The organism is Roseateles sp., from assembly GCF_052436255.1.
Lineage (GTDB): Bacteria > Pseudomonadota > Gammaproteobacteria > Burkholderiales > Burkholderiaceae_C > Pelomonas.
On record NZ_JBQVNP010000012.1, the window covers coordinates 1 to 16,266 of the forward strand.

Below are 16,266 nucleotides of genomic sequence, written 5' to 3' on the forward strand. Positions count from 1 at the left end.
GCCTGGCGCGCCTCGGCCAGCGCGGCGAGGGTGCCGGCGACGTCGGTGCTGGCGCCAAGACCCGGCCCCAGGCCGAGATGGCGCAGCAGGGCCAGCGTGGCCTCGCGGCTGTCGGCGCGCGCCTTGGCCAGCAGCAGGCGCACGGGCTCCAGAGCCGGCGGCGGCGTACCGCCCGGGTCCAGCGGCAGGGCCAGGCGGATCTCGAAACTGCTGCCGCGGCCGGGCTGGCTCTGCACATCCAGGCTGCCGCCCATCAGCTCGACGAGGCGGCGCGTGATGGCCAGCCCCAGGCCCGGGCCGCCGTAGCGCCGCGGGATGGAGGCGTCACCCTGCCGGAGCTCGCTGAACAGCGCATCAAGCTGTTCTGCGCTCATGCCGACGCCGCTGTCCTGCACGGTGATGCTCAGCGGCACGCGGCCCTGGGTGTCGCCGGGGTGGGTGGCCAGGCGCAGCCGCACCTCGCCGGCCGGCGTGAACTTGAGTGCGTTGGACAACAGGTTGACCAGCACCTGCTGCAGCCGCAGCGCGTCGCCGCGCAGCTGGCCGCGCGCGCCCAGCAGGCTGGCGTCGGCCCAGTCACAGATCAGCGCGACGTCGGGGTTCGCGTGCACCGGGCGCACCAGCTCGATCGCCTGGGCGACGACGTCCTCCAGCCGCAACGGCTGGGATTCGATCTCCATCTGGCCGGCTTCGATCTTGGACACGTCCAGCGCGTCGTTGATGAGGCTGAGCAACATGCGCGAGGCCGCGTCGGCCTTGGTGAGCAGGTCGCGCTGCTCGGCCGTCAGCGGGGTCTGCAACGCCAGCTGTGTCATGCCCATGACGGTGTTCATCGGCGTGCGGATCTCGTGGCTGATCTGGGCGAGGAAGCGGGTCCTGGCGTCGGTGGCGGCCTGGGTGCTGGCGATCAGCGCCCGGCTGTCATCGACATGCCGGCGCAGCATGAAGACGCACAGCAGCGGCAGCGGCAACAACAGGACGGTGAGGACGAGGGCCGCGTCGACGGACGGGCCGCCTGCGCTGCGCAGGCTCCAGAGCAGGGCCAGCAGCGCGAGCAGCGCCGCCATGGCAACCCAGAGAAGGCCGAGCGTGAGCGTGCGCTGGTGCATGGGCGGTGGTGTGAGAGCTGGCCAATTATGGTTGCGCGCCAAAGGGCGAATGTGCGCCGGATTGCCCTCCCACGCCCTGGGGAAAGCCCCGGGACGACCTCTGCCATGCCGCATGGGCCAGCGGGTATCCTGATCCGCCATGCCTCTCATCCTTGTCGTCGACGACCAGCCGAGCAACATCCACGCGCTGTATCAATTGCTGGTGGACGAATGCGAGGTCTCCATGGCCACCAGCGGCGCCGAGGCGCTGGCTTACTGCGCCCAGCAACTGCCCGACCTGATCCTGCTCGACGTGCTGATGCCCGCGATGAGCGGCTACGAAGTCTGCGACCGCCTCAAGGCCGATCCGCGCACGCGCGGTGTTCCCGTCATCTTCGTCACCGTGCAGGGCAGCGCCACCGACGAGGCCCAGGGTTTTGCGCATGGCGCGGTCGACTACATCCCCAAGCCCTTCGTCGACGTCGTCGTGAAGGCACGGGTGCGCACGCAGCTAGCGCTCAAGCTCGCCTCGGAAAGCTTCGCGCGCTCGCAGATAGAACTCTTCCAACGCGACAAACTCGCCTCGGTGGGCCGCACCATCGCCGGCATTGCCCAGGAGCTCAGCTCGCCGCTGGGCAATGCCCTGATCTCGGCCTGCACGCTGCAGGACGACCTGGCCCACCTGCGCGGCCTGGCGGGCACCAGCAACATCAGGCGCAGCGACCTGGACAAGCATCTGCGCGTCAGCGAGGAGAGCGTCGGCCTGGTGCTGTCCAACCTGCAGCGCACGCTGTCCATCGTCGACTCCTTCCTGCAGTCCACGGCCGACAACTTCGGCGACCAGCGCCGCAGCTTCTCGCTGCTGGAGCTGGTGCACGAGGTCGTGGCCAGCCTGGCGCCCGCCCTCGACACCCACAAGGTCACATGCGAGCTCGACGTCATGGATGACCTGCATCTGTTGAGCTTCCGCGGCGCACTGGCCAAGGTGCTGACCACGCTGATCCAGAACGCCATCAAGCACGCCTATCGCGAGGCCGGCGGCGAAGTCCGCCTGCGCGTGCGCCCGCTGGGCACCGACCAGCTCGTCGTCACCGTGCAGGACCACGGCGTTGGCATCCCGCCCGGCATGCTGGGTCGCGTGTTCGACCCCTTCTTCTCGACGCGCTTCAGCAGCAGCCGCAGCGAGCCGGGGCTCTACATCGTGCGCAACCTGGTCACCTTTGCCCTGGGCGGCCAGATCCAGGTCGAATCCACGCCCGGGCTGGGCACGACCGTCAGGCTGACCTTGCCACTCATTTCGCCCGAGGCGCGGCGCGCGGTGGGCTGATGCGGGTGCCGCTGCGCACCCGACTGGCGCTGCTGGGTGGCCTGCTGCTGGCACTGGCCGCGGGGCTGGCGATTTATCTGGCACAAAGGCCCTCGGCCGAAGCCGCCCGCGGTCCCATCGTCATCGGCCTGTTGCAGGCGCTCAGCGGCCCGATGGCGCGGACCGAGGCGCCGCTGGTCGCTGTGGTCAAAATGGCCACCGACGAGATCAACGCCAGCGGGGGGCTGCTGGGCCGCCGCGTCGAGCTGAAGATCGAGGACACGCGCGGCGACCCGCGCGTCGCCGCAGCCGCGGCGGAGCGACTCATCTCGACCGACCGCGCCGTCGCCTTGTTCGGCTGCTGGTCTTCGGCCTGCCGCCTGGCCGTCAAGCCCGTCGTCGAGACGCACCGGCACCTGCTCTTCTACCCGCTGGCGCATGAAGGCATGGAGCAGTCTCGGCACATCATCTACACCGGCCCGACGCCCAACCAGCAAGTGTTGCCCGCGGCCGCCTGGGCGCTGCAGGGATTTGGCCGGCGTGTCTATCTGGTCGGCACCGACGGCCTCTACCCTAGGCGCGTGCACGCCGTGTTGCGCGACTTCATCGCCCTCGGCGGCGGCGAGGTGCTCGGTGAGCGCTTCGTGCCGCAGGCTGGCACGGACATGTCGGCCGTCATCGATGACCTGCAGAGGCTGCAGCCCGATGTCGTCCTCAGCACGGTCAGTGGCCTGAGCAACGGGGCCTTCTTCGACGCGCTGGTCGCCGCGGCGTTGACCGACCTGCCGCTGCTGTCCTTCCGCGCCGCCGAGCCCGAGATGCAGGCCTTTGGCGGCGGGCGGCTGGACCGGCACTTCACGGCCTGGGGCTATCTGCAGAGCCAGCCCGGGCCGGCCAACCAGGCTTTCCTGGCACGCCTGCAGCGCAGCCAGGGCCAAGCCGCGCAAGCCAGCGACCCGGCGGTGTCGGCCTATGTGAGCGTGCTGCTCTGGGCGGCCGCGGTGCGCGAGGTGGGCAGCGCGCAGACCGAAACGGTCAATGCCAACGTGCTGCAGCAGACCGTCTCGGCGCCGCAGGGCTTTGCTGCGGTGGACAGCCGCACGCGCCACCTGTGGCGCCAGCTGCGCATCGCCCAGGCCCAGCCCGGCGGCCAGCTCAGCGAGGTCTTCTTGCTGCCGGGCCACATACGGCCTGAGCCGTGGCCGGCGTTCCGGTCCCAGGCGCATTGGAAGGCCGCGCTGGCGCGCGCCGATGCGAGGCCGTGAGGAGCATGAGGACGATGGGGGCCGCGCCGTGAACCCCGCCGCGCCAACCGCCGAGTCGTCGCGCCGCGCCTGGCGCGTGGGCCCGGCGCTGCTGCTGGGTTTCATCCTGCTGTCCATGCTGCCGCTTGGGCTGGTGGGGCTGTGGCAGCTCGGCAGCTTCGAGCGCAGCCTGCACGAGACGGTGACCGAGGGCCTCGTCGCCATCTCGCGCAAGAAGGTGCACGAGATCAACGAGTACCTCAACGAGGTCCAGGTCGACGGCCGCCTCGTTGGCCAGTCCGTCAACACACGCGACCTGCTCGTGCAGCGCGGCGATGCGGTCAGCACCCGGGCCCCGGCCGGCAGCCTCGCCTTCTTCGAGCGGGTCTACGACACGGGCAAATACCTCAACCTGATGCTGGTACAGCCCGATGGCCGCATCAGCTTCGCGATAAAGCCCCCGGGCGGCTCGACACCCGAACTGGCCCGGCTTGACGGCGGCGACTTCGAGGGCAGCGAACTGCTGGCCGCGCACCGCCGCGCCATCGGCCATCTGCAACCGCAGCTGTCGCCAGCACAGCGCCTGCGTGGGCACGGCCCGGTGACGTTGTTCCTGGCCCATCCCGTGGTCGACGGTCACCGAGTGCTCGGCAGTGTCGTGCTGCAGCTGGACCTGGACCGGCTGCTGCGCGTGGCCACCGAACGCTCGGGCCTGGCGCTGACCGGCGAAACGGTGCTGGTGCGGCGCGATGGCGACCGCGCGGTCTTCATCAACGACCTCAAGCGGGCGCCGAGCCAGACGCTGAGCGGCGCATTGGACCTGTCCGCGCCGGTGGTGCCACCGGCCTTGCGGGGCCTGCGCGGCGAAAGCGGCAGCGGCCCGGCGCGCGACTATGCCGGCGTCGACGTCATCGCATCGTGGCGCCACCTGCCGGCGCTGGACTGGGGCATCTCGGTCAACATCGGTACCGCCGAGGCGTTCGCGCCGGCGCATGCGCTGCGCGACCGCCTGGCGCTGGCGCTCGGGCTGGCGCTGCTGCTGGCCCTGGGCCTGGGCCTGCTGCTCGGGCGCCGCATCGTCGAGCCGGTCGAGATGCTGGGCGGCGCGGTGGCGCGCATCGCCGGCGGCAAGCTCGACGAGCGCGCGCCGGTCTGCGGCTTTGCCGAGTTCCGTGAGCTGGCGCGTGGCTTCAACCGCATGACCGACCAGCTCGTCGTCGAGCGGCAGTTGCTGGAGGCACGCGTCGAGCAGCGCACGCGCGCGCTCAACGACAGCGAGCAACGTTTCCGCGGCGTGTTCGAGCGTGCCCAGGTCGGCATCGCGCTTTGCGATGCGCAGGGCGTCGTCCTCGACGTCAATCAGGCGCTGACCGCCATGCTCTGCCGCGAGGCCGGCGAGCTGCGTGGCGCCAGGCTGGCCGACCTGCCGGACTTCCGGCCTGGCCGCGTGCTGGGTGGCGAGCTGGCCCGCCTGTCCGGTGCGCGGGTGGAGCATGTCCGCTTCGAACGCGGCTTTGCCCTGCCAGGCGGCGGCGAGTTGTTTGTCGACGGCAGTGCCAGCGCCATCCGCGACCGGCGCGGCCGCTTGGTCAACATGGTGCAGATGCTGGTCGACGTGACCGAGCGTCATCGCGCCGAGGTGGAGCTGGTGCGGGCGCGCGTGGCGGCCGAGGCGGCCAGCCAGGCCAAGAGCGATTTCCTGGCCAACATGAGCCACGAGATCCGCACGCCGATGAGCGGCGCCCTGGGGATGCTCAACCTGCTGCTGCGCACCGAGCTGTCGCCGCGCCAGCTCGACTACGCCAGCAAGGCCCGCACGGCGGCGCAGGCCCTGCTGGCGGTCATCAACGACGTGCTGGACTTCTCCAAGGTCGAGGCCGGCAAGATGGAGCTGGACCCGCACCGCTTCGAGCTGAGCGACTTCATGCGCGAGCTGGCCGTCATCCTGTCGGCCAGTATCGGCACCAAGGATGTCGAGGTGCTGTTCCGCCTGGACCCGCGCCTGCCCGGCGCGCTGATTGGCGATTCGACGCGGCTGCGGCAGGGGCTGCTCAACCTGGCCGGCAATGCGTTGAAGTTCACCGAGCGCGGCGAGGTCGTCATCGGCCTGGCGCTGCTGGCTGAGGCCGGCGGCCGGGTCAGGTTGCGGTTCGAAGTGAGCGACACCGGCATCGGCATCCCGGCCGACAAGCTGCAGCACATCTTCGTCGGCTTCAGCCAGGCCGAGCAGTCGACCTCGCGGCGGTATGGGGGCACCGGCCTGGGCCTGGCCATCAGCCGCCGGCTGGTGGCATTGATGGGCGGCGAACTGCGCGTGGACAGCCGTGTCGGCGAGGGCAGCCGCTTTCATTTCGAGCTGCAGATGGAGGCTGCGGAAGAACCCACCGGCGAACCCGACACCGCGCAACGCGGGCTCAAGGTCCTCATCGTCGACGACAACCCGATGGCGCGCGAGGTGCTGCAGGGCATCGGCACCAGTCTGGGCTGGGATTGCGACATGGCGGCCAGCGGCGAGCAGGCCCTGTCCATGGTGCACCTCGCGGCCGAGCGTGGCGAGCCGCACTACCAGCTCATCCTGATGGACTGGCGCATGCCCGGGCTGGACGGCTGGGAAACCTCGCGCCGCATCCGCGACAGCCACGAGTCCGATGCGCCGGTCATCATCATGGTCACGGCCCATGGCCGGGAGCTGCTGGCCGAACGCAGCGAGCAGGACATCCAGAGCCTGGGCGGCTATCTCGTCAAGCCGGTGACCGCGTCGATGCTGCACGACGCCGTGGCGGAGGCCATGCGCGCCGTACCGACGGCAACGCGGCCCGCGGCGCCGGCCGAACCGCGCCTGGCCGGCATGCGCCTGCTGGTCGTCGAGGACAACGGCTTCAACCAGCAGGTGGCCCAGGAACTGCTCGAGGGCGAGGGCGCCGTCGTCACGCTGGCCGGCGGCGGCGTGGAAGGCGCCCACCTGGCCCTGGTCACCGAGCCTGCCTATGACGCCGTGCTGATGGACCTGCAGATGCCCGACATTGACGGTTTCGAGGCCACGCAGCGCATCCTGGCGCGCCGACCACGCAGCCTGGTCATCGCGATGACGGCCAACGCGATGGACGCTGACCGCCAGGCCTGCCTGGCCGCGGGCATGCGCGACCACGTCGCCAAGCCGGTGGATCTGGAGCAGCTGGTCGCCTGCCTGCGGCGCCATGTCGACCCGTTGGCTGCGCGGCCGCCCGCACCGGCCGGCGCGCCGCGGTCACAGCCAGCACGGCTCGACCGCGAGGCCGCGCTGCAGCGTCTGGGTGGCCGTCAGGCGCTGTACGAGCGGCTGGTGAAGTCTTTTTCCCAGGATGCGCCGGTCGAGATCGAAGCGCTGCAGCGGCATCTGCAAGCGCAAAGGATTGCCGACGCGATGCGCGTGCTGCACACGCTGCGCGGCCTGGCCGGCGCCGTCGGCGCGACCGCGCTGGCCGAGCTGGCCGGCCAACAGGAACGGTCGTTGCGAGAGAGCGCTGAACTTGGCCCGGTCGACGTGAGCGCATTGCAGGGCTTGCTGGACGACAGCCTCGCCGCGCTGGCCGGTGCGATGCCAGCTGCCACGCCTGCGCCGCCCAAGGCCGAGGCGGTGGCCCCGTTGGAGGCGCTGCGCGGCCTGCGCCTGCTGCTGGTGGAACGCAATATGCGTTCGGTGGCCCTCTGTGAAGAACTGACCACCCAGCACGCCCACCTGCTCGGCGCTGACCTGGCGCTGCTGTCGGCTGCGGTCGCGCGTCTGGATTTCGCCAAGGCCCTGAAGGCTTGCGACCAACTGCTGGACCGGCTCAACCCCCGCTGACCGGCAAGTACCGTTCCCACGGCTTGGCTGCGTACAATGAGAATCATTCTCATCAAAGCGGCGTGCCCGTCGATCCCAATCCATGTCCGAGCCGCTGCAATCCAGCCTCGCCGCCGCCCCCGCCGGGCAGGCGCTGACGGTCAACCAGGTCCGCGCGCCCGCGCATTCGCCGGAATGGGCTGGCTGGCTGGCTGACCTGGGTTTCTTGCCAGGCGAAGCCGTGCGCGTGCTGCGCAACGGCGCCCGGCCGACGGCCAACCTGGTCGTGCGCGTCGGTCAGTCGACGTTCGCGTTGAGGCATGCCGAGGCTGAATGCATCACCGTGACACCGCGCAATGGTTGAGGCGGTCGTTCATGTGCACCGCGGTGGCAAGCTCGTCGCCCTTGTCGGCAACCCCAACTGCGGCAAGACGGCCCTGTTCAACGGGCTGACCGGCAGCCACCAGAAGGTCGCCAATTACGCCGGCGTGACCGTCGAGCGCAAGGAAGGCCGGCTGGTCACTGCCGCCGGCAAGACGCTGCGGCTGCTGGACCTGCCCGGCACCTACAGCCTGCACCCGCGCTCGCCCGACGAGCGTGTCACCTGCGACGTGCTGGCCGGCCGCGCCCACGGCGAGAAGCGCCCCGACCTGGTGGTCTGCGTGCTCGACGCGACCAACCTGCGCCGCAACCTGCGCCTGCTGCTGGCGGTGCGCCGCCTGGGCCTGCCGGTGGTCGTCGCACTCAACATGGCCGACCTTGCCGCCCGACGCGGGCTCAAGATCGAGCCCGCCGCGCTGGGTGCCCAGCTGGGCCTGCCGGTCGTGCGCACCGTGGCCATCCACAGGGAAGGCTTGGACGAACTGCGCGCCGTGCTGGACCGGCCCGAGGTCTGGCAAGCCCCGCCCCTGGCCGCGAGCGCGGAGCCGCCGGTGGATGACCATGCCACCGTCAAGACCTTGCTGCGCACGCTGGACCTGGATGAAGAGTTGCCCACGCTGCCCGGTGACCGTGTTGACCGCCTGCTGATGCACCCGGTGGCGGGCTCGGGCATCCTGGCCGTGCTGCTGTTCCTGCTCTTCCAGGCGGTGTTCTCCTGGGCCGAGGCGCCCATGGGCCTCATCGAGGGCGGCATGGCCTGGCTGGGCGAGCAGGTCGGCCACTTCATCCCCGCAGGCTGGTTTCGCAGCCTCATCGTCGACGGCATCATTGCCGGCGCCGGCGGTGTGCTGGTCTTCCTGCCGCAGATCCTGATCCTGTTCTTCTTCATCCTGGTGTTGGAGGAGTCGGGCTATCTGCCGCGTGCGGCGCTGCTGCTCGACCGCCTGATGGGCAGCGTCGGCCTGTCGGGGCGCAGCTTCATCCCGTTGCTGTCCAGCTTCGCCTGCGCCATTCCCGGCGTGATGGCTACGCGCTCCATCGCGAACCCGCGCGACCGCCTGGTCACCATCATGATCGCGCCGCTGATGACCTGCTCGGCACGCCTGCCGGTCTATGCACTGCTGATCGGCGCCTTCATCCCCAGTCGCGAGGTCGGCGGCTTCGAGCTGCAAGGGCTGGTGTTGTTCGGGCTCTACCTGGCCGGCATCGTCGGCGCCATGACCGTCGCCTGGGCGCTCAAGCGCTTCACCCGCAGCGGCCGGCTGGTGCGTCCGTTGATGATGGAGCTGCCGAGCTACCACTGGCCGCACCCGCGCTCCATCGCCATCGGCCTGTGGCAGCGCGCCGTCATTTTCATCCAGCGCGTGGGCGGCATCATCCTCGTGCTGACGCTGGCGCTGTGGCTGCTGTCGAGCTTTCCCGGCGCGCCGGAAGGCGCCACGGGCGCACCGATCCAGTACAGCATCGCCGGCTACCTCGGCGCCGGGCTGGCCACGATCTTCGAGCCCATCGGCTTCAACTGGCAGATCAGCCTGGCCCTGGTGCCGGGTCTTGCCGCGCGCGAAGTCGCCGTCAGCGCGCTGGGCACGGTGTATGCGCTGTCGGCCACGGGCGACGACACGGCGGTGGCCCTGATGCCGCTGATCGCCCAGAGCTGGAGCCTGGCGACGGCCCTGTCGCTGCTGGCCTGGTATGTATTTGCGCCGCAATGCATCGCGACGCTGGCGGCCATCAAGCGCGAGACCGGCGGCTACAAAATGCCGCTGATCGTGGCGGGCTATTTGTTCGGGCTGGCCTATCTGGCGTCGTTCATCACCTACCGGACGGCGCTCTACCTCGGCGGCTGAGCGGCCGTCGCGGCGCGCGTCGGTACGGAGGCGCTGCAAATCTCGATGTGGCCCGGGCTGTGCACGAACCAGCCGCTGCGGTAGCGGCGCGCGTCCAGCAACTGCGTCCAGGTCTTGGACTCGGTCTTCAGCACCTGCAGGGCCGGCCGCTCGGGCACCGGCACTTCGGCCAGCAGGCGCACGCGCTGGATGCCGGTGCGCTGTTCGGGCTTGTCGTAGAAGCCCATGGCGGCCGTGCCACGGGGCAGGGCGGACAGCAGCTCCATGCCTTTGAGCACGCGACCGACGAGGGTGATGTTCAGGTCCAGCCCGCGCGGCGCCTGGCCGATGACCACATAAAGCTCGGCGCCGTTGCTCGAATCCACCGCATCGCCGCGGCCGGCCCCGACCATGCCGTAGCAATGCGCCAGCCAGGCCTTGCCGGTCTTGGGGTCGGCGGCCACCGGAAAGCCCTGCACGAAGCCGGTGCGCGGCGCCCAGCCGTCCGGGTCGGGCAGCCTGGCAAAGCCGGCGCCCTTGCCGATGCGGTCCAGCGGCACCGAGAACTCGGCCGGCAGCTTGGCGCTGGCGCCGGCCGGCAGTGCCTTGGCCTTGGTCGCGTCCTCGCCGTCGGGGTCGCCCCATTGGGTGACGAAGTTGTCCTGCACCCGCACGACGGCCAGGCCGTCCCAGTAGCCGCCACGGGCCAGCGCGCGGATGTTGGCGGCGTGGGCGGGTGCGAAGCGGGGGGCCAGCTCGATGATGACCTGGCCTGAGGCAAGTTCCATCAGCAGCGTGTTCTGCGGGTCCAGCGCGCGCCAGTCGCTGGCGGGCGAGGCGGCGAGGATCTGCTGCGCCGTCTTCTTGGGCGCCGCCGGCTGCTTCTTGGGCGGCGCGGCGGTGGCGGTGGACAACAGGCCGGCCAGCGCCAGCATCAGGGCAAGGTTTCTCATGGGCGCCGAGCTTAACGGCGCCCGTGCGCCGCAGGCTCAGGATGGCGGCACGAAGCGGCCCAGCTCGCGCGCCCGTAACGCCGCGGCCACGCGGACTGCCAGCGCGTGCGCGGCGGCGGCCTCCTGGTCGAAGCGCGAGCCCGTGCAGCCGTCGCCGCGCAGGCAGGCCAGCCAGACCTCGGGGTCGCGCTCATCGCAGGCCAGGCCGAAGTGGCAGGGCAGCAGGCGCAGCGCGGCGGATGCCGTGGCGCGGTCGGCCTCGCTGTCGAAGCGCTGGCCGTCGAAGTACAGCGTCGGCTCACCGGCCATGCGGCGCCGCAGCAGGCGCTCGCCGAGTTCGTCGAGCAACAAGGCGTCGGGCCGCGCGAACACGGCCTGCAGCAACGCGGCGTCGTCGTGGTCGGACTGCTGCACGGCCAGCAGCGGGTCGACGGCCGGCGCCTCGTCGGGCGCGATGTTGACCAGGGCCAGCCACTCCGCATTCGCGAACTGGCCGCAGCCGGCGGCCAGCGCAGCCTGGCGGGCGACGGCACGCTGGTGGCGGGCATCGTTGGCGTCGGGCGGCCGCTCGGGCGCGGGCAGGCCGGCCAGCAGTGCACAGCGCCGCGCAAGCGCACGGGCATACAGGCGCCCACCGTCGAGGCGAGCCGCCAGCGCGGCATGCACGCTGGCCCGCAGCGCGGCCTCCGGTGCAGCCAGCAAGCCGGTCAGGTCCACGGGGGCCGGCTGGGCTGCCGCCGCCATGGCAGGCATGGCTGGGCGTGGCGTTTCAACCGTCGTCAACGCAGGGGCTGGCGTGGCGACGGCAGCCGGACCGGCGGGCTCGACCCGTGTCGTCGGCTGCCCCCACCACGCCCAGGCCAGCAGCGCCAGGCCGAGGGCCAGTGCGGCGGGCGGCGCGCTCACCAGACCGCTTGCGGCCATCCGTCCGAACCCCAGGTCACGTTGCCGATGAAGAGCACCGGCGCGCCGTTGTTCTGCGCATCGTAGGCATGCCAGGCCATCACCGAGCCGTCGGCCAGCAAGGATTGACCGCCCGGGCCCTTGAAGCGGCTGCCGCTGGTGGCCAGCACGGTGCCCCCTCCGGACATCATGGACTTGCCGGCCTTGTCGGCATAAGGGCCGGTGATGGAGGTCGAACGTCCGACGGTGATGTAGTAGGTGCTGTTCGCACCCTTGCAGCAGGCACCCTTGGACGCGAACAGGTAGTACCAGCTGCCGCGGCGCACGACGAAGCCGTTCTCGATGCCGTTGACCGTGTCGCGGGCGATGTTGACCAGGCCGCCGGTGGGCGGCTTGAGGTTCACCTTGCTGACGCGGGTGATGTAGATGCCGTTCCAGAACGAGCCAAACACCAGGTAGGGGTCGCCATTGGCGGCCACCACGAAGGCCGGGTCGATGGCGTTGAAGCCGTCGCCGGACTTGGAGGTCAGGATGGCGCCCTGGTCCACCCACTGGCCTGCCGCGATGCCGCCGGCCGACGTCGTCAGGCCGATGGCCGACTTCTGCGAGCCGAAGCTGGAGACGGCGTAGTAGCAATAGCCCAGGCCGTTGTACTCGCCGCAGCCGGGCGCCCAGACCATGGCGGTCTTGTCAGCGGGCAGATAGGTCTTCCACCATGCCAGGCCGTTGCTGAAGATGGGGCCGCCCTGCGTCCAGGCGGTACCGTTGCTGGAGTACTTGACGGCGATGCCGCCGTTGTCGGTGGTCTCGAACACCCACCAGGTCGAGCTGGTCTTGTAGATGTGCGGGTCGTGGGTGCCGAGGGAGCCGGTCAGCGCCCATGGCGCGGCATGGCTGGAGGCCAGGCCGGCGGCGAGAGCGCAGCCGGTGGCAAAGCGCACCAAGCGCTTCAGGGTCAGGAACATGGGTTGTCTCCGTTCGAGTTGCCGGCCGCCTCGTCGTGCAGCCTGAATAGATTAAACATGACTACTTCGGCCTCGTAACCTCGCGGTAACGCCGATTCGAGACTTGATATCGATTAAAAGTAATACTTAATATTCTTGGCCGGAAGCGTTTACGGCGCGTGCTGGCAGTGGCGACGAGCCGGGCCGGGCGGCTTCCTACAATGCCGCGATGCCCGAGACCGCCGCTCTGAACCCGCAAGCATTGCAAGACCTGCCCTTCGTCCACCTGCGCATGCACACCGAGTTTTCGGTCGTGGACGGCACCCTCCGCACCGACGACGCGGCAGACGCGGCGGCGGCGGACGGCCAGGTGGCGGCTGCCATCACCGACCTGGCCAACCTCTTCGGCGGCATCAAGTTCTATAGCGCGATGCGCAAGAAGGGCGTGCAGCCCATCCTCGGGGCGGATTGCTGGCTGGAAACCGATGCGACCGACAAGCCGCCGACGCGGCTTTTGCTGCTGGTGCAGGACAGCCAGGGGTATCTCAACCTCAGCGAGCTGCTGTCGCGCGCCTGGATCGACAACGTCCAGCGCAACCAGGCCTGCCTGAAGTGGGAATGGCTGACGGAGCTGGGCGGCGGGCTGATCTGCCTGTCCGGCGCACAGCACGGCGGACTTGGCCAGGCGCTGATGCAGGGCGACAAGGTGCGCGCGCGCGAATGGGCGCAACGCCTCTCGGCGGTCTTCCCCGACCGCTTCTACATCGAGCTGCAGCGCGCCGGCCTGCCTGGTCAGGAAGCCCTGGTGCAGGCGAGCGTGCCGCTGGCCGCTGAGCTGGGGTTGCCGGTGGTTGCCACGCATCCCATCCAGTTCCTGGCCGAAGACGATTTCGAGGCGCACGAGGCGCGCGTGTGCGTGGCCGAAGGTGAGACGCTGGCCAACCCCAAGCGCATCAAGCGCTTCTTGCCCAGCCAGTATTTCAAGACGCAGGCGCAGATGCGCGCGTTGTTCAAGGACATCCCGAGCGCCATCCGCAACACGACGGAGATCGCGCGCCGCTGCTCGCTGACGCTGGTGCTTGGCAAGCCGCAGCTGCCCAACTTCCCGACGCCGCTGATGGACGACGGCAAGCCCATGCCGATGGAGCAGTATTTCCGCGAGCTGAGCCATGAGGGGTTGGCGGGGCGGCTCAAGCACCTGTTCCCCAACGAGGCCGAGCGCGAGAAAGAGCGCCCGCGCTATGTCGAGCGGCTGGAGTTCGAGCTGAACACCATCATCAAGATGGGCTTCCCCGGCTACTTCCTCATCGTGTCGGACTTCATCCGCTGGGCCAAAGCCAATGGCTGCCCGGTCGGCCCCGGCCGGGGCTCGGGCGCGGGCTCGCTGGTGGCCTATGCGCTGCTCATCACCGACCTCGACCCGCTCAGGTACAACCTGCTGTTCGAGCGCTTCCTGAACCCCGAACGCGTCTCGATGCCCGACTTCGACATCGACTTCTGCCAAGGCAACCGCGACCGCGTCATCGACTACGTCAAGGACAAGTACGGCCGCCCGGCGGTCAGCCAGATCGCGACGTTTGGCACCATGGCCGCGAAGGCGGCGCTGCGCGACATCGGTCGGGTGCTGGGCATGGGCTATGGCCATGTCGACAGCATCGCCAAGCTGATCCCGGCGCCGCCCGGCAAAGCGGTGACGCTGGCCAAGCTGCCGCCCGACTTCGACCCGGAGAAGTCCAAGGTCATCTACGCCCGCCACGAGGCACCGGAGCTGGAAGAGCGCGAGGCCGCCGACGAAGAGGTGGCCGAGTTGCTCAAGCTGGCCGCTCGCGTGGAAGGCATGGTGCGCAACATCGGCATGCATGCCGGCGGCGTGCTGATCGCACCGGGCAAGATCACCGACTTCTGCCCACAGTACCAGCAGCCGGGCTCGACCTCGGCGGTCAGCCAGTTCGACAAGGACGATGTCGAGGCCATCGGCCTGGTGAAGTTCGACTTCCTGGGCCTGGCCACGCTGACGATCCTGGAGCTGGCCAAGGACTTCATCGTCGCCCGCTACCCCGAGCGCAAGGACTTCGACTGGGCCAATGTGCCGCTGGACGACCGCAAGGTGTTCAAGCTCTTCGGCGATGGCTATTCGGAGAGCGTGTTCCAGTTCGAATCGCCCGGCATGCAGCGCCTGCTCAAGGACGCCAAGCCCTCGCGCTTCGAGGACCTGATCGCGCTGGTGTCGCTGTACCGCCCGGGCCCGATGGACCTGATCCCGTCCTTCGTGGCGCGCAAGCATGGCAAGGAGGTCATCGAGTACCCGCACCCGCTGCTGGGCCAGGTGCTGGAGGAGACCTACGGCGTCTTCGTCTACCAAGAGCAGGTGATGCAGGCGGCCCAGGTGCTGGGCGGCTACTCGCTCGGCGGCGCCGACATGCTGCGTCGGGCCATGGGCAAGAAGAAGGCCGAGGAGATGGCCGCCCACCGCGCGATGTTCCGCAAGGGCGCGGCGGAGAAGGGCATTGATGAGAAGAAGGCTGACGAAGTCTTCGACCTGATGGAGAAGTTCGCGGGCTACGGCTTCAACAAGTCGCATGCCGCTGCGTATGCGCTGCTGAGCTATCACACGGCCTGGCTGAAGACGCACTACACGGCCGAGTTCTATGCGGCGAACATGACCATCGAAATGGACGACACCGACAAGCTCAAGGTGTTGCTCAACGACGCAAAGATCTTCGGCATCGAGTTCCAGTCGCCCTGCGTGAACAAGGGCGTGTACCGGTTCGAGCCCATGACGAACCGGCTGGTGAACTACGGCCTGGGCGCCGTCAAGGGCACCGGGCGCGGCGCCATCGAAGCCATCATCGCGGCGCGTGAATCCGGCGGACCCTTCCTGAGCTTCTACGACTTCTGCCTGCGGGTGGACCGCAAGGCCGTCAACAAGCGCGCGGTGGAGGCGCTCATCAAGGCCGGCGCCTTCGACAGCATCAACCCCGATCGCCACAAGCTGCTGGCCAGCGTGGGCCGTGGCTACACGCATGCCGAAACCCAGGAGGCCAATGCCGACCAGGGCGGTCTGTTCGATTTCGGCGATTCCCATGCCGCCTCGCATGTCGAGCCCGACCTCGTCGACGCGCCGCCCTGGAGCATCAAGGAGCGCCTGTCGCTGGAGAAGACGGCCATTGGCTTCTACCTGTCGGGCCATCTGTTCGACCATGGCGGCGCCGAGGTGCGACGCATCGTCAAGCGCCAGATCGCCGACCTGGTGGACAGCCGCGAGCCGACGCTGGTGGCCGGCATCGTCAGCGACCTGCGCGTCATCAACGGCCAGCGCGGCCGTGTGGCCATCTTCAAGCTCGACGACAAGAGCGACGCCGTCGAGGCCGTGGCCAATGAGGAGCTGCTGAACGCCAACAAGGAACTGCTGGCCGAGGACGAACTCATCATTGCCCAGGGCAAGGTGCAGAACGACCGCTTCTCGGGCGGCCTGCGCATGAATGTGCAGGCCGTGTGGGGCCTGGCCGCGGCGCGCGCCAAGTTCGGACGGCATCTCCTGCTCGCTGAAGTCAAAGGTTCGGCCGGGGCGGCGGGCTTGGTCAGCGAGCTCGTCGAGCGTTTCCCGCCGCGCGATGTCGAGACGGAAGAGGGCGGCACGCGCAAGCTCGGCCTGCCGGTGCGCGTGGCCGTCAAGGCCGAGCCCGACGGCGACAAGGTGGGCGCGCGCTGGCTGGTGGAGCTGGGCGAGGCCAGCCGCTTCTGGCCCGCAGACGAGGCAATCGCCAAATTGGGCACGGCGGCCGAGGTCATTTACGAAGCGGGATGACGCTTGCT

10 protein-coding genes are annotated in these 16,266 nt (G+C 69.5%); 6 read left to right on the forward strand and 4 right to left on the reverse strand.

Features of this window, described 5'->3' with window-relative positions:
* Nucleotides 1–1,109: ATP-binding protein (locus ACT6S0_RS05050; RefSeq protein ID WP_444762803.1), on the reverse strand; the 1,109-nt coding region annotated here is incomplete at its 3' end.
* Nucleotides 1,110–1,248: 139 nt separating this feature from the next.
* On the opposite strand from ACT6S0_RS05050, the gene ACT6S0_RS05055 reads away from it, so the two are divergent.
* From ACT6S0_RS05055 to feoB, 5 genes are all read left to right on the forward strand, one after another.
* Nucleotides 1,249–2,415: a response regulator gene (locus tag ACT6S0_RS05055; protein WP_444762804.1), complete on the forward strand. Its 1,167-nt coding sequence runs from the start codon at nucleotides 1,249–1,251 to the stop codon at nucleotides 2,413–2,415.
* Nucleotides 2,415–3,659, forward strand: coding sequence for an urea ABC transporter substrate-binding protein (locus tag ACT6S0_RS05060; protein WP_444762805.1), 1,245 nt, complete (start codon nucleotides 2,415–2,417; stop codon nucleotides 3,657–3,659). The genes ACT6S0_RS05055 and ACT6S0_RS05060 overlap by 1 nt, the downstream gene beginning before the upstream one ends.
* A 28-nt stretch (nucleotides 3,660–3,687) precedes the next feature.
* Nucleotides 3,688–7,464, forward strand: a complete 3,777-nt coding sequence (locus ACT6S0_RS05065) for a response regulator (protein WP_444762806.1) — start codon at nucleotides 3,688–3,690, stop codon at nucleotides 7,462–7,464.
* A gap of 82 nt (nucleotides 7,465–7,546) precedes the next feature.
* Nucleotides 7,547–7,807: a FeoA family protein gene (locus ACT6S0_RS05070; RefSeq protein WP_444762807.1), complete on the forward strand. Its 261-nt coding sequence runs from the start codon at nucleotides 7,547–7,549 to the stop codon at nucleotides 7,805–7,807.
* Nucleotides 7,800–9,671 carry a ferrous iron transporter B gene (feoB, locus tag ACT6S0_RS05075; protein WP_444762808.1) on the forward strand — a complete coding sequence of 624 codons (1,872 nt, stop codon included), beginning with the start codon at nucleotides 7,800–7,802 and terminating at the stop codon, nucleotides 9,669–9,671. Before ACT6S0_RS05070 ends, feoB begins: the two co-directional genes overlap by 8 nt.
* On the opposite strand, the gene ACT6S0_RS05080 is transcribed toward feoB, so the two are convergent.
* The 3 genes from ACT6S0_RS05080 to ACT6S0_RS05090 are packed head-to-tail and all read right to left on the reverse strand — an operon-like array spanning nucleotide 9,656 to nucleotide 12,471.
* Nucleotides 9,656–10,603, reverse strand: a complete 948-nt coding sequence (locus ACT6S0_RS05080; RefSeq protein ID WP_444762809.1) for a peptidylprolyl isomerase — start codon at nucleotides 10,601–10,603, stop codon at nucleotides 9,656–9,658. The two genes, feoB and ACT6S0_RS05080, sit on opposite strands and share 16 nt — an antisense overlap.
* Nucleotides 10,604–10,639: 36 nt before the next feature.
* On the reverse strand, nucleotides 10,640–11,509 hold the full coding sequence (locus tag ACT6S0_RS05085) for a hypothetical protein (protein WP_444762810.1): 870 nt from the start codon (nucleotides 11,507–11,509) through the stop codon (nucleotides 10,640–10,642).
* Nucleotides 11,506–12,471 (reverse strand): glycoside hydrolase family 43 protein, encoded by a 966-nt coding sequence (locus ACT6S0_RS05090; RefSeq protein ID WP_444762811.1) that lies wholly within the window; start codon nucleotides 12,469–12,471, stop codon nucleotides 11,506–11,508. The genes ACT6S0_RS05085 and ACT6S0_RS05090 overlap by 4 nt, the downstream gene beginning before the upstream one ends.
* 208 nt (nucleotides 12,472–12,679) lie before the next feature.
* Here ACT6S0_RS05090 and dnaE point away from each other — a divergent pair, with 208 nt between their 5' ends.
* Complete coding sequence (dnaE, locus tag ACT6S0_RS05095; protein WP_444762812.1) at nucleotides 12,680–16,258, forward strand: DNA polymerase III subunit alpha; 3,579 nt, start codon at nucleotides 12,680–12,682, stop codon at nucleotides 16,256–16,258.
* The last annotated feature ends 8 nt before the right edge of the window (nucleotides 16,259–16,266 follow it).

Coding starts and splice junctions, on each gene's coding strand:
- ACT6S0_RS05055 (WP_444762804.1), top strand. CDS start 1,249: ATGCCTCTCATCCTTGTCGTCGACGACCAGCCGAGCAACATCCACGCG.
- ACT6S0_RS05060 (WP_444762805.1), top strand. CDS start 2,415: ATGCGGGTGCCGCTGCGCACCCGACTGGCGCTGCTGGGTGGCCTGCTG.
- ACT6S0_RS05070 (WP_444762807.1), top strand. CDS start 7,547: ATGTCCGAGCCGCTGCAATCCAGCCTCGCCGCCGCCCCCGCCGGGCAG.
- feoB (WP_444762808.1), top strand. CDS start 7,800: ATGGTTGAGGCGGTCGTTCATGTGCACCGCGGTGGCAAGCTCGTCGCC.
- ACT6S0_RS05080 (WP_444762809.1), bottom strand. CDS start 10,603: ATGAGAAACCTTGCCCTGATGCTGGCGCTGGCCGGCCTGTTGTCCACC.
- ACT6S0_RS05090 (WP_444762811.1), bottom strand. CDS start 12,471: ATGTTCCTGACCCTGAAGCGCTTGGTGCGCTTTGCCACCGGCTGCGCT.
- dnaE (WP_444762812.1), top strand. CDS start 12,680: ATGCCCGAGACCGCCGCTCTGAACCCGCAAGCATTGCAAGACCTGCCC.